Raw genomic sequence first — 12,951 nt, forward strand, 5'->3', positions numbered from 1 at the left:
CCCGGCAATTCAGAAGGTATACGAAACGCCGGCCTGCACCGTGCGCGGTGCGCCGGGGTATACGTAGCTGTTGAACGCCCCCTCGTCATACCCCTTGTTGAACACGTTTTTCACGTCCAGGTTCAACCGCACGTGTTCGTTGACCTTGTAGAAGCTCAACAGGTCGACCACGCTGTAGCGTTCCATCGTGTAGGTGGCTGCCGATGTCTGCCCGGCACGGTCGTCTACATACTTAACGCCTACGCCCAGGCCAAGGCCTTTGACCAGGCCATCCTGGAACTCGTAAGTGTTCAGCAGGCTAAAGGTGCTGCGCGGGATATTGGCCAGGCGCGTTCCCTTGGGCAGGGTGGTGTCCTTGGTGACTTCGGCGTCCACGTAGGCATAGCCACCGATCATGCGCCATTCGGGGGTGAGGTTGCCGGCGACGTTGATGTCCAGGCCACGGCTGCGCACCTCGCCGGCCGCGATCTTGTAAGTACCAGTAAGGTCGCTCGGGTCGTTGGTCAGTACGTTTTCCTTGACGATGTGGTAGATCGCCGCGTCGACACTCAACTGGCGGTCGAGTGACTCCCATTTCACACCCAGCTCGTAGGATTTGCCCTTCTCCGGGTCGAAACCACCGCCACTGGCCGGCGTGCCCGTATTGGGTTTGAACGAGCGTGCGGTGTTGGCGTAGACCGCCAGGGTATCGGTCAGGTCGTAGATCAAGCCAAGGCGGGGTGTGACGCCGTTTTCGCCCTTGCTGAAATCGCCGGCATTGTTCAGCTTGTTGTCATAGTCATGCTCGAAACGCTCGAAGCGCACGCCTGCCAATGCCTTCAAACGCTCGGTCAGGGCCACTTGGTCCTGAATGAAGAACGCCCACGTCTGCAGGTTTTCCTTGTCCCAGGTGGTGGTGCGGTTCAGGGCCGGACGCGGCTGGCCCAGTTCCGGGTTGTAGATGTCGATCGGGTAGGCTGCCGAGGAACGCTGGATGATCGAGTTGTAGTCGTAGTTCTCGTATTCGACCCCGGTCAACAAGGTATGGCTGAAATTGCCGGTGTCAAAATGCCCGGTCAGGTTCAGCTGCCAGTCGCGGTCGGTCCACTCCAGCTTGCGGTAGTTGAAGTTGCGCTGCAGCGTGCGTCCATCTGCCGGTGCGCCGTCGGCTTCGACAGCGTTGCCCTTGAGCGAGCCATCGAGGAACTGGAACCCGCCAGCCAGCGACCAGTTGTCATTGAGCAGGTGCTCGAAACGCACCTGGGCCATGTTGTTGTCATTGTGCAGCAGGTTGTCGCTGCCTTTTTCCCAGATATAGGTATCGCGCGAGGCGCTGCCGGTCTGGGTGGAGTAGCGGGTCAGGCCGCGATCGAGGGGGTGGTTGTTGCGCATGAAATCGCCTTCGAAGGTGATCTTCGTGGCGTCATTGACCTGCCAGCTGATGACCGGAGCGACATCGTAGCGCTCGCTTTCGACATCGTCGCGGAAGCTGTCGCCGCCTTCGCCCAGTACGTTCAGGCGGTAGGCCAGCGAGCCGTCCTGGCTCAGCGGCCCGGTGGCATCAAGGGTGGCACGGTGCATGCCCTGGTCGTCGAACTGGCTGCCAAGGGTGACCTTGGACTCGGGCAACGGCTGCTTGCTGACCACGTTGAACGTACCGCCGGGGTCGCCACGGCCGTACAGGCTGCTGGCCGGGCCACGGATGACCTCCAGGCGCTCGACGGTGTTGGCATCCGGAGCATTGGGGTAACCGCGGTTGATCGGAAAGCCGTTGCGATAGAACTCCCCGGTCGTGAAGCCACGCACGGTGAACGTTGTCAGGCCCTGGCCGCCGAAGTTGTTGGCGCGGCCGACACCCCCGGCGTAGTCCAGGCCGTCCTGCAGGCGCGTGGCGCCCGTGTCTACCAGCACATCCTTGGGCACCACGCTGACCGATTGCGGGGTTTCGTGCAGCGCCGTGTCGGTGCGGGTGGCACTGGCCGAGCGGGTGGCCTTGTAGCCTTCGACCGGGCCGTCGGCGCGTTCACCGTCGGCAGTACTGGTAATGCTCAGGGCCTGGAGTTCGATCGGGTTAGGGTCGCTGAGCGGTTCAGGCTCGGCAAAGGCCAGCGGGGAGACAGCATGAAGCACACAAAGCGAGACGAACGTGCGGCGCATCGACAGTACGGTCCTTGAATAGGGCGCTGAGGGGCTGGGTCGGGAAACGCCGCGAACATACTACGAATCATTATCAAATGCATTAATTTTGAGTGGCACTGGTGTACCAGATACCAGCGAAGATAAAGCGTCAGTGACAACCGTGCCTGCAGGGCACTGCGAAGGGGCCGACAGGTTAGAAGCTGCTCTGTGGGTGCAAGTGCCTCTTCGCAGTACAAGGTTATTCCTGCCTGCCCCCTGGGCAGGCTGCTGAAGCTCAGCGAACAGCCTTGATCGCCAGCACATTGCACAGCGGGTGTTCCAGCACATGCGCCGTTGTCCCGCCCAGGAATGTCTGCATGGCGTCATGCCGGTGGCTGCCCATGACGATCACGTCCACCCGGTTGTGGCCGACGAACTGGGCAATGGCCCTGATCGCGGCCCCTTCGAGGAAGTGCCGGCGCTCCAGCGGGATCTGGTGATGGTCGCCCAGGCGGTTGAACGCCGCCCGCTGCGCGGTTCGCACACTGCTGTCGAAGCCGGGCATGGTGACCGTACCGGCGCCGAAGTCGGCGATGTGGGTCTTGGCCGCGTCGCACACATGCAGCAGGTGCAGTTCGGCGTTGCACTGCAGGGCCAGGTCATGGGCGCACTGGATGACCTGCTCGTCCAGGTGTTCGCCAGCGCCGTGGCTGTTCAGGTCCACCGCGGCGGCGATCTGCCGTGGCAGGGGCAGGCGAATGTCGCTGACCAGGTGCACGGCGACCGGGCTGTCCTTGAGCAACTGCCAGTCCAGCGGCGTGACCAGCAGGCGTTTGAGTACGGGCTCGTGCTGTACGTCCTTGACCAACAGATCGCAGCCCAGCCGTTCGACCCGTTCCAGTACGCTGCCCAGCGGGTCGCGGGTCAACAACAGCTCGGTGGACACGTCCACGCCGGCATCGCTCAGCTGTTCGGCCTCATCCACCAGCCATTGGCGGTTGTCGCTGAGCAGCCGCTCACGCTCACGACCATCGCTCATCAAGCCAAAGGTGTCGACGTCGTCGACGAACACATTGATATCCAGCAGGGCACCGCTGGACTCTGCCAACGCCGCCGCGCGTTGCAGCGCAGGCGTATGACGCATTTGCGGGCCGAGCATGACGAACAGACGTTTGAACTGGCTCATCGCACACCTCCACGTGTGGCAGCCCCCCGGTGACCTGATCAGTTTCAGTCTAGACTGCCGCAGCGTACACCGGGGCGATGTGTCGGGTATGATGCGTGCCCCATCATTGTCACGAGGCCCGTCCCATGTCCCTGAGTGCTGAACAGATCGTTGAGTATCGCGCCTTTGCCGAGCAATTGGCCGATGCTGCCGCTGCAGCGATCGCGCCGTACTTCCGCGCCAGCCTGGATGTCGAGGACAAGGGCGGGCGTCTGTACGACCCGGTGACCGTGGCCGACAAGGCCGCTGAAGACGCCATGCGTGAGTTGATCCAGGCACGTTACCCCGAGCACGGCATTCTTGGCGAAGAGGCCGGCGTTGCAGTGGGCAGCAGCCCGTTGACCTGGGTGCTGGACCCGATCGATGGCACCCGCGCCTTCATTACCGGCTTGCCGCTGTGGGGCACCTTGATTGCCCTGAATGACGGCACCCGCCCGGTGCTGGGGGTGATGAACCAGCCGTTCACCGGCGAACGTTTCGTGGGTACCCCGGCAGGCGCCTGGCGCAGTGGCACGCCCCTGAAGACGCGTGCCTGCGCCGACCTGTCTGCCGCCACGCTGATGTGCACCACGCCGGACATGTTCGACACCGCCGAGCGCAAGGCGGCATTCGAAGCGGTCGCCGGCAAGGCGCGGTTGATGCGTTATGGCGGTGACTGCTATGCCTACTGCATGCTGGCCTCGGGCTTTGTCGACGTGATTGTCGAAGCGAGCCTTCAGCCGTATGACGTTCAGGCGCTGATGCCGATCATCGAAGGGGCGGGTGGCGTGATCACGGCATGGGATGGCAGTTCGGCGCAGGATGGCGGGTGCGTGGTGGCCTGTGGGGACCCTGCGCTGCATGCACAGGTGCTGGAGATGCTGCGCCAGGCACAATGAAATTGCTGGCATGACCGCTGCGTGTGACAAGCCACTGCGAGTCATGCAATGGCTTGTTCCTTGCTTCAATGGCGATCAGATCAACAGTTTCATGGCGCAGTAACCGGCATTTTCATCCAGTAGTGCAACGAACTGGAGGCCGTCGGGCCGTAACTGCGCCTCTTCTAATTTAGTCACTTTATCGGGAAATACGTAGCGGCCTCCCGACCCGAAGCTGACGTCCAGTTTTCCGTCGCGGGTGACTCTGTGAACGATGCCACGATCCGACATTGCAGGGCCATCATAGTAAAACAGGTTTCCGGCGATGTAGATGTCACCGGTTTGCCCAATGATCACATTTTGTGTACCAATCCCTTTTATCATCATGCCGAGATCAATTTTTATACTTAGCGTCCCGGTTTCGTTGAAGGTCGTATCCAGCGCCCCTGTGTGCTTATCATAGACTTGGAGCAACAGCTTCACGGGTTCGGTTATTAAAGGTGTGCTCACCGCGATAACGATTCTGTCTTCATCCGCGCCAAGCTGTATGGTGTGGGCACTCAGCCTTATGAACCCGACTTTGTTGAAATCGAGATCCAGTTGCCCATTGCTTTTGTATCTGGCGACAATGCTTTCGCCCGCTTCAGTGCCTACCAGGGCGAATCCGCCGTCCTCGAAGAAATGGCATCCTTGAGGTACGAATAGGCTATCACTGTCAAAAAAATTTTTAATCTGCCATTGGCTCCGACTTCCATCCGGCCCGAGCCCGGCGACTGGCACGCCTGTCTGTGCATCATGCAAAGCAAGCCAGACTGTCTGGTTCGGTTGCGAATCAAGCGAAGAAGCGTACAAGGTTTTGATCGTATTGCCGAACAGTACGCTACGGGTGGCTGGCGCCATTGCGCGACCTCTGTCTTCTCGTTGCAGCTGCTCTGGAGTACTGGCATCGCTGAGACAGTTTGCTTCCGAACGGCGATGTGCAATGGCAGTGCTGGGCGGAGTTGTCGAAGTGGGATGGCCGTCAGGTCGAACCACTATCATGCCTTTTGTGCCGAAGCCGTCAAGGGGGGTGAAGTTGTTTTGAAAGTGCCCGATAGCGGCGTAATAGAGCCGGTCGTCATTTTCCAATATATTACATTGGGAGCAGGTGATGAAGGTCGAATTCCCTTCGGCTGTCGCGGGCGTGAGGAAATAAATTTTTTGTTCATTGGAAAGCGCGGGATCTATAGGGGAGTCTTCGATTTCGACGAATCCGGGCTTGGGTTGCCAAACGCCCTTTGCATCCAGCGTTGTCCAATAGTAGAAGAGCTTGTTATCGATGGCGGTACCGGCGGTCCAGATCATTCGGCCCGCTGAGTCAATTGTCCAGGCATAGGACGAGGGCGTATGTAGGGCGTTGGGTGGTTCCGGTAGCTTGGCGTAACCCTCATCGCCGAACTCGAGATCCAGTTCACCCGCTTTATAAATACGTGTGCTCATGGGATTTCCTCCGTTTGAGCGCAGAGTATCGACTCATTCGGGCAGGCTGGAGTACTGTCAGATTTACCAGGTAACGGGAGTGACCTGCCGGGGCTGCTGAAGCCGGTCTATCGCCAAATGGGCCGGTTAAGGTCAGTGCAACAGTCATTTACGCGTCGTTGGTGCTGGATCGCGCCGCAGGGAGGAAAAGCCGTCGTGGCGTACCCCTGGCTGCATCAACACTGAAACCGAGACTTGCTATCAACGTCAGGTTCATTGTTCCCACCGCAGTGCACTTTTTCCATTTTCCGGGCTCTATGCTTGGCCGGGCCCTATTTATCTCCAATGTGGCCGCCGAATTTCGAACCTGTGCCGATGGCTTTAACCGACTCCAATTTCTTTCCCCGCCTGCTACTGACAAGTGCCCTCGCATGCCTGTGCGCCTGTACGCAGCAGCAGGGCCGTGACATGGTCAACCAGCTCGGCAACGGCAAACCCAGCGAGCTGTTCCAGACCAGCGTCGACCGCCTGGCCACGCTGTCGATGCGCGACAACCTGCAAAGCCTGTACCTGCTGATGAACAAGCTGTACCTGCGCAACCCCAGCCAGTGGAAGATGTCTGGCTACCTGGACGCCGCCACCGCCGAGCGACAGATCCGCATTGCCATCGAACAGCGCCGGCCGCTGCCGCAACTGGGCAACCGCCGTGACCTGGCGGCATTGAGCTACGCCCTGAGCCCGGAGTTTCGTGGGGACCGGGTCGGCGCCTTCATCTACGCCATTGGCAGCATGCTGATCACCGCGCATGGCGGGCGTACCGAGTTCTACATGACCGATACCATCGACCCCCTGTTCGTCAACAACGCCGCACGCAATATCGAGAAGGCAACATGGATGCTCAGCCAGCGGCAAGATGCCAATGGGGTGTTGCTGCTGTTCTCGAACGAGATCTCGGAGGAGGGCAGCAACCTGAGTTTTGCCGTTGAGTTCGGCAAGATCGTCGCGCGGCTGGACTTGCTGGCCGAGTTGCTGGATGAGCGTTATCGGCGCATAGGCTTGAACTACGCGCAGAGCCTGTTGCTGATGAACTTCCTGCCGGTGCAGTGAATGAAGCGCTTGGTCCGCCGTCACGTGCAGGCCACGCGAGTACCGGAAGATACTGTTCGATAAACGAACACGTATGACGCCGGACCTGTCCGCTATCCGCCCAGCCAATCCCATCGTTGCATTGCCCAACCCCCGCCTTTTTGCTGTAGTGTCCCCTATCCGCCGGCTGTCGCCTGCCCCTGCGACGCGCTGCCAGCCCGATAGAATGACCGTGATGACCGCAACCACAGCCCACAAGGCGGTAGGGCGCGGCGACCAGAACAATAACGATACCGAGTGCCTTGCCTATGGAAAGCCGCCTGCTGAGCGAGCGCAGTAGCGTGTTTCACCACGCCGACCCTTACGCTGTGTCCGATTATGTGAACCAGCATGTAGGCCAGCATTGCATCGGTCTGTCCCGCACCACCCACCCCCAGGCCAGCCTCAGCCATCGCAAGTTCGCCGAGCTCGACCTGTGCCGTATCAGCTATGGCGGCAGTGTTCGCGTGACGTCGCCCGCGCTGGAAACCATCTACCACCTGCAAGTCTTGCTCAATGGCAACTGCCTGTGGCGCGGGCACAAGCGCGAGCAGCACCTGGTGCCGGGCGAATTGCTGCTGATCAACCCGGACGACCCGGTTGACCTGACTTACTCGGAAGACTGCGAGAAGTTCATCCTCAAGGTGCCAACCCGGCTGCTGGACTCGATCTGCGATGAACAGCGCTGGCAGCGGCCTGATGGGGGCGTGCGGTTCTTGCGCAATCATTACCGGCTGGAGGAGCTGGATGGCTTCGTGAACCTGCTGGCCATGGTTTGCCACGAGGCGGAAGTGAGCGATTCGCTGCCAAGAGTGCAGGGCCATTACAGCCAGATTGTCGCCAGCAAGCTGCTGACCCTGATGAGCACCAATATCCGCCGCGAGAGCCTGAGTGCTCAGCAGGCCGGGCTAGAGCGCATTCTTGATTACATCGAACGCAACCTGAAACTGGAAATGTCAGCTGAAGTACTGGCAGCTCAGGCTTGCATGAGCTTGCGCTCGTTATATGCCTTGTTTGACCAGCACTTGGGCACCACGCCCAAGCATTACGTGCGTCAGCGGAAACTGGAACGGGTGCACGCCTGCCTGAGCGACCCTACGTGTGGCGTGCGCAGTGTGACGGAATTGGCCCTGGATTACGGCTTTCTTCATCTGGGGCGGTTTTCCGAGGTTTATCGGCAGCAGTTTGGCGAGTTGCCTTCACAGACGTTCAAGCGGCGCGCGTGACGGCGTTTGGCTTGTAGACCTGGCATTTCTGCCAGTTGCGAGCGCTTTGCTCTTAAACCACCATTTGTTCTATCCCGGATGGATGGTGACAGCCATGCTGCAGTCAAAGAAACAATTGTATTTCTATTCTCCCGAAGGACTTTCGCTGGTCAAATATGCTGGCGCAGGAGCTTCGGCTTTATTGCGCGCAGCAGGCCGGACGCTGGCGCAGTGTGATGATGGTCAGGCAGGGTTTTACGCAACGGATATTCAAGGCTCAGTGATGCGGTTCAAAGGTCGCGAATTATCTTCTATCCGGTATGCCGCGTATGGGTACGACGACAGTAAGCCATGTGCGTCATTGCTACGGTACGGAGGACAGCGAAAAGAGTTTGCCACGGGGCACTACGTGTTAGGGGGCGGGTATCGTGCTTTTATTCCGGTTTTGATGCGCTTTAATTCGCCCGATAGCCTCAGCCCATTCGGTGCGGGCGGACACAACTCTTACAGTTACTGTGGTGCTGACCCAGTGAATAACCTTGATCCAACGGGCCACATGATCAAAGCCATAGTCATGCTAAAAAATCCAACGCAAACATCACAATCTCTCAAGCGTGGCTATCCTCCTCCGCGCGACGGTTCTATTGCTGATGTGTACTGGAATAATAGATTCGAAAAAAATCTGCAAAATTTGAAGAGCGCGCGCGCGCGCGGGGGCACGCCCGGATTAGAAAGCGCTCTTTCTACTTCACCCCTGACCAGTCGCCCAGCAGTGTCAATTGAAGCTGCAAAAATTACAGGAGCGATGTCGCCAACTGTCGTTAACGACTTGAAAAACGTGAAGGGTTTTTTGGCCGGGCAAATCAATAGTGCAACGTTGCTGGCCAGAGCATTTAAAGCCAAAGGGCCTGAATTCTATTTGCATAAAAGAGCTGCGGAGCAGGTGGCCGAAGAACTTCTTGAGATCAGAATGAATTTGCCTTCTCCAACCGGTAAGGAAGTCAGGAGGTGAGTACGCCGAAATAGAAGTTTTGGATAACACTCTGCACAATCCGGATAGCCCCCCGCCAGCCGTCTCCCTAACCTGACCAGGTCTAAACAATAACAAGGGAGACCCTGGCCATGTCCCTGGGATTCGACTACCTCAATGCCATGCTCGAGGACGACCGTGAAAAGGGCATCTACCGCTGCAAGCGGGAGATGTTCACCGACCCACGGTTGTTCGACCTGGAAATGAAACACATCTTCGAGGGCAACTGGATCTACCTGGCCCACGAAAGCCAGATCCCCGAGAAGAATGACTTCCTCACCCTGACCATGGGGCGCCAGCCGATTTTCATCGCGCGCAACAAGGACGGTGAGCTTAATGCCTTCCTCAACGCCTGCAGCCACCGCGGTGCCATGCTGTGCCGGCACAAGCGCGGCAACCGTTCCAGCTATACCTGCCCGTTCCACGGCTGGACGTTCAACAACAGCGGCAAACTGCTGAAAGTGAAAGACCCGAGCAACGCCGGCTACCCCGACAGCTTCAACTGCGACGGCTCCCACGACCTGACCAAGGTGGCACGCTTCGAGTCGTACCGGGGCTTTTTGTTCGGCAGCCTGAACACCGATGTGAAACCGCTGGTCGAGCACCTGGGCGAGTCAGCGAAGATCATCGACATGATCGTCGATCAGTCGCCTGAAGGACTGGAAGTGCTGCGTGGCGCCAGCTCGTACATTTACGAAGGCAACTGGAAGCTCACCGCCGAAAACGGCGCTGACGGCTACCACGTAAGCTCCGTGCACTGGAACTACGCCGCCACCCAGAACCAGCGCAAGCAGCGCGAGGCGGGTGACGAGATCAAGACCATGAGTGCTGGCGCCTGGGCCAAGCAGGGCGGCGGTTTCTATTCCTTCGACCACGGCCACCTGCTGCTGTGGACCCGTTGGGCCAACCCGGAAGACCGCCCGGCCTATGAGCGCCGCGACCAACTGGCCGCCGATTTCGGCCAGGCGCGCGCCGACTGGATGATCGAAAATTCGCGCAACCTGTGCCTGTACCCCAACGTGTACCTGATGGACCAGTTCAGCTCGCAGATCCGCGTCGCACGGCCGATTTCGGTGAACAAGACCGAAATCACCATCTACTGCATCGCGCCGAAAGGCGAGAGCGCCGATGCCCGCGCCAAGCGTATCCGCCAGTACGAAGACTTCTTCAACGTCAGCGGCATGGCCACCCCGGACGACCTGGAAGAATTCCGCTCGTGCCAGACTGGCTATGGTGGCGGCACCGGCTGGAACGACATGTCTCGCGGCGCGAAACACTGGGTCGAAGGCGCCGATGAGGCGGCCAAGGAGATTGAACTCAAACCCCTGCTGTCGGGCGTGCGCACCGAGGACGAAGGCCTGTTCGTGCTGCAGCACAAATACTGGCAGGACACCATGATCCAGGCCCTCAAGGACGAACAGCAGCTGATCCCCGTGGAGGCCGTGCAATGAGCCTGTATGAAACCGTACGCGACTTCCTGTACCGCGAAGCGCGCTACCTGGACGATGCCCAGTGGGACCAGTGGCTGGAACTGTACGCCAGCGATGCCAGCTTCTGGATGCCGAGCTGGGACGATGACGACACCCTCACCGAAGACCCACAAAGCGAAATCTCGCTGATTTGGTACGGCAACCGTGGCGGCCTGGAAGACCGCGTGTTCCGCATCAAGACCGAGCGCTCCAGTGCGACCGTGCCCGACACCCGCACCTCGCACAACATCAGCAACATCGAGATCGTCGAGCAGGGCGAGGGCAGCTGCCAGGTGCGCTTCAACTGGCACACTCTGAGCTTCCGTTACAAGACCACCGACAGTTACTTCGGCACCAGCTTTTACACCCTCGACTTGCGCGGCGAGCAGCCGCTGATCAAGGCCAAGAAGGTGGTGCTGAAGAACGACTACGTCCGCCAGGTCATCGACATCTACCACATCTGATACAGGGTTTTGCGAGCATTGCCCGGTGCGTCTTGTGACGCGCCGTGGCCCGGCTCGCCCGCGAGGTGCAACATGAGCTACCAGATCGCACTGAATTTCGAAGACGGGGTTACCCGTTTCATTGAAGCCACCGGTCAGGAAACCGTGGCCGACGCCGCTTACCGCCAAGGCATGAACATTCCGCTGGACTGCCGTGACGGCGCTTGCGGGACCTGCAAGTGCAAGGCTGAGTCCGGTCGTTATGACCTTGGCGACAACTTCATCGAAGACGCCTTGAGCGAAGACGAAATCGCCGAAGGCTACGTGCTGACGTGCCAGATGCGCGCCGAAAGCGACTGCGTCATCCGCATCCCGGCTTCGTCGCAGCTGTGCAAGACCGAGCAGGCCAGTTTCGAGGCCGCCATCAGCGATGTCCGCCAGCTGTCGGTCAGCACCATTGCCCTGTCGATCAAGGGTGAGGCCCTGAGCCGTCTGGCCTTCCTGCCGGGGCAGTATGTCAACCTCAAGGTGCCGGGCAGCGAGCAGAGCCGGGCCTACTCGTTCAGCTCGCTGCAGAAGGACGGCGAAGTCAGCTTCCTGATCCGCAACGTACCAGGTGGGCTGATGAGCAGCTTCCTGACCAACCTTGCCAAGGCTGGCGACAGCCTGAGCCTGGCCGGGCCGTTGGGCAGCTTCTACCTGCGGCCGATCCAGCGCCCGCTGTTGCTGCTGGCGGGTGGTACCGGGCTGGCACCCTTCACCGCGATGCTGGAGAAGATCGCCGAGCAGGGCAGTGAGCACCCGTTGCACCTGATCTACGGCGTGACCAACGACTTCGACCTGGTCGAGCTCGACCGCCTGCAAGCGCTGGCGGCACGTATCCCCAACTTTACCTACAGCGCCTGCGTCGCCAACCCGGACAGCCAGTACCCGCAGAAGGGCTATGTCACCCAGCACATCGAGCCACGCCACCTCAATGACGGCGATGTGGATGTGTACCTGTGCGGCCCGCCACCCATGGTGGAAGCGGTCAGCCAGTACGTGCGCGAACAGGGCATTACCCCAGCCAACTTCTACTACGAGAAGTTTGCGGCTGCGGCCTGATTCCTTTCATTTCGAACATGACACCGCCCCTGTAGGAGCGGGTTCACCCGCGAAGAGGCCTGCAGGTACAGCAGCGTTGTCTTGTCGGACGCATTCGCGGGTAAACCCGCGCCTGCAGGGCGCGCGGGAAGGCGGAGATTTGCATATGAACAACAGATTCCAAGGCAAGGTCGCCCTGGTCACCGGTGCCGCCCAAGGCATCGGCCGGGGTGTGTGCTGGCGGCTCAAGGCCGAAGGTGCGCAAGTGGTGGCCGTAGACCGTTCCGAACTGGTCCACGAGCTGGCCGGCGAAGGCATGCTCACCCTCACCGCCGACCTGGAGCAACACACCGATTGCGCCCGGGTCATGGCCAGTGCGGTGGAAACCTTCGGTCGCCTCGACATCTTGGTCAACAACGTCGGCGGCACCATCTGGGCAAAGCCTTTCGAGCACTACGATGTCGAGCAGATCGAGGCCGAAGTGCGCCGTTCGCTATTCCCGACACTGTGGTGCTGCCATGCCGCGCTGCCCTACATGCTTGAACGTGGCAACGGCGTCATCGTCAACGTTTCGTCCATCGCCACCCGTGGCGTCAACCGTGTGCCCTATGGCGCGGCCAAAGGCGGCGTCAATGCGCTCACCGCCTGCCTGGCCTTCGAAACGGCTGGCCGTGGGATCCGTGTCAACGCCACCGCGCCGGGTGGCACCGAAGCGCCGCCCCGGCGCGTACCCCGCAACAGTGCAGCGCAAACCGAGCAGGAAAAGCACTGGTACCAGCAGATCGTCGACCAGACCCTCGACAGCAGCCTGATGCACCGCTACGGCAGCATCGACGAGCAGGTGGGGGCCATTCTGTTCCTCGCGTCCGACGAAGCCTCGTACATCACCGGCGTGACCCTGCCGGTTGGGGGCGGCGACCTCGGCTGAACTGCAACCTCAAGGCAAAAGTTTTCTTCCA

Annotated in this window: 11 protein-coding genes; 8 read left to right on the forward strand and 3 right to left on the reverse strand. The window is 60.0% G+C overall.

Annotation, left to right across the window (positions count from 1 at the left end):
* Positions 1-9 precede the first annotated feature (9 nt).
* Together AA098_RS13740 and AA098_RS13745 are read right to left on the reverse strand one after the other, a co-directional pair.
* Positions 10-2,136: a TonB-dependent siderophore receptor gene (locus AA098_RS13740; protein ID WP_064614389.1), complete on the reverse strand. Its 2,127-nt coding sequence runs from the start codon at positions 2,134-2,136 to the stop codon at positions 10-12.
* A 256-nt stretch (positions 2,137-2,392) separates the two neighbouring features.
* Positions 2,393-3,283 carry a universal stress protein gene (locus AA098_RS13745; protein WP_064614391.1) on the reverse strand — a complete coding sequence of 297 codons (891 nt, stop codon included), beginning with the start codon at positions 3,281-3,283 and terminating at the stop codon, positions 2,393-2,395.
* Positions 3,284-3,408: 125 nt separating this feature from the next.
* Here AA098_RS13745 and hisN point away from each other — a divergent pair, with 125 nt between their 5' ends.
* Positions 3,409-4,200, forward strand: coding sequence for a histidinol-phosphatase (gene hisN, locus AA098_RS13750; RefSeq protein WP_064614393.1), 792 nt, complete (start codon positions 3,409-3,411; stop codon positions 4,198-4,200).
* Positions 4,201-4,275: 75 nt separating this feature from the next.
* Here the strand turns inward: hisN and AA098_RS13755 are convergent, their stop codons facing one another.
* Positions 4,276-5,658: a hypothetical protein gene (locus AA098_RS13755; protein WP_064614396.1), complete on the reverse strand. Its 1,383-nt coding sequence runs from the start codon at positions 5,656-5,658 to the stop codon at positions 4,276-4,278.
* Positions 5,659-5,982: 324 nt separating this feature from the next.
* Here AA098_RS13755 and AA098_RS13760 point away from each other — a divergent pair, with 324 nt between their 5' ends.
* From AA098_RS13760 to AA098_RS13790, 7 genes are all read left to right on the forward strand, one after another.
* Complete coding sequence (locus AA098_RS13760) at positions 5,983-6,744, forward strand: hypothetical protein (protein WP_064614398.1); 762 nt, start codon at positions 5,983-5,985, stop codon at positions 6,742-6,744.
* 287 nt (positions 6,745-7,031) lie between these two features.
* On the forward strand, positions 7,032-7,988 hold the full coding sequence (gene benR / locus AA098_RS13765; protein WP_064614400.1) for a benABC operon transcriptional activator BenR: 957 nt from the start codon (positions 7,032-7,034) through the stop codon (positions 7,986-7,988).
* A 94-nt stretch (positions 7,989-8,082) separates the two neighbouring features.
* A complete protein-coding gene (locus tag AA098_RS29530; protein WP_232435446.1) occupies positions 8,083-8,979 on the forward strand; it encodes an RHS repeat-associated core domain-containing protein in 897 nt (298 codons plus the stop codon).
* Positions 8,980-9,089: 110 nt separating this feature from the next.
* Complete coding sequence (gene benA, locus AA098_RS13775) at positions 9,090-10,448, forward strand: benzoate 1,2-dioxygenase large subunit (protein ID WP_064614402.1); 1,359 nt, start codon at positions 9,090-9,092, stop codon at positions 10,446-10,448.
* The gene (benB, locus tag AA098_RS13780; protein ID WP_004374327.1) at positions 10,445-10,930 is read left to right on the forward strand and encodes a benzoate 1,2-dioxygenase small subunit; all 486 of its coding nucleotides are present in this window, start codon (positions 10,445-10,447) and stop codon (positions 10,928-10,930) included. The genes benA and benB overlap by 4 nt, the downstream gene beginning before the upstream one ends.
* A gap of 72 nt (positions 10,931-11,002) precedes the next feature.
* Positions 11,003-12,013 (forward strand): benzoate 1,2-dioxygenase electron transfer component BenC, encoded by a 1,011-nt coding sequence (gene benC, locus AA098_RS13785; protein WP_004576275.1) that lies wholly within the window; start codon positions 11,003-11,005, stop codon positions 12,011-12,013.
* 145 nt (positions 12,014-12,158) lie between these two features.
* Positions 12,159-12,920 carry a 1,6-dihydroxycyclohexa-2,4-diene-1-carboxylate dehydrogenase gene (locus AA098_RS13790; protein ID WP_004576274.1) on the forward strand — a complete coding sequence of 254 codons (762 nt, stop codon included), beginning with the start codon at positions 12,159-12,161 and terminating at the stop codon, positions 12,918-12,920.
* Positions 12,921-12,951 lie beyond the last annotated feature (31 nt).

Source organism: Pseudomonas sp. JY-Q (assembly GCF_001655295.1).
Classification (GTDB): domain Bacteria; phylum Pseudomonadota; class Gammaproteobacteria; order Pseudomonadales; family Pseudomonadaceae; genus Aquipseudomonas; species Aquipseudomonas alloputida.

Excerpts from the sequence above, each read along its gene's own strand:
- AA098_RS13790 (WP_004576274.1), top strand. The coding sequence starts at position 12,159 with ATGAACAACAGATTCCAAGGCAAGGTCGCCCTGGTCACCGGTGCCGCC.
- hisN (WP_064614393.1), top strand. The coding sequence starts at position 3,409 with ATGTCCCTGAGTGCTGAACAGATCGTTGAGTATCGCGCCTTTGCCGAG.
- AA098_RS13745 (WP_064614391.1), bottom strand. The coding sequence starts at position 3,283 with ATGAGCCAGTTCAAACGTCTGTTCGTCATGCTCGGCCCGCAAATGCGT.
- AA098_RS13755 (WP_064614396.1), bottom strand. The coding sequence starts at position 5,658 with ATGAGCACACGTATTTATAAAGCGGGTGAACTGGATCTCGAGTTCGGC.
- AA098_RS13740 (WP_064614389.1), bottom strand. The coding sequence starts at position 2,136 with ATGCGCCGCACGTTCGTCTCGCTTTGTGTGCTTCATGCTGTCTCCCCG.
- benR (WP_064614400.1), top strand. The coding sequence starts at position 7,032 with ATGGAAAGCCGCCTGCTGAGCGAGCGCAGTAGCGTGTTTCACCACGCC.
- AA098_RS13760 (WP_064614398.1), top strand. The coding sequence starts at position 5,983 with ATGTGGCCGCCGAATTTCGAACCTGTGCCGATGGCTTTAACCGACTCC.
- AA098_RS29530 (WP_232435446.1), top strand. The coding sequence starts at position 8,083 with ATGCTGCAGTCAAAGAAACAATTGTATTTCTATTCTCCCGAAGGACTT.
- benB (WP_004374327.1), top strand. The coding sequence starts at position 10,445 with ATGAGCCTGTATGAAACCGTACGCGACTTCCTGTACCGCGAAGCGCGC.
- benA (WP_064614402.1), top strand. The coding sequence starts at position 9,090 with ATGTCCCTGGGATTCGACTACCTCAATGCCATGCTCGAGGACGACCGT.
- benC (WP_004576275.1), top strand. The coding sequence starts at position 11,003 with ATGAGCTACCAGATCGCACTGAATTTCGAAGACGGGGTTACCCGTTTC.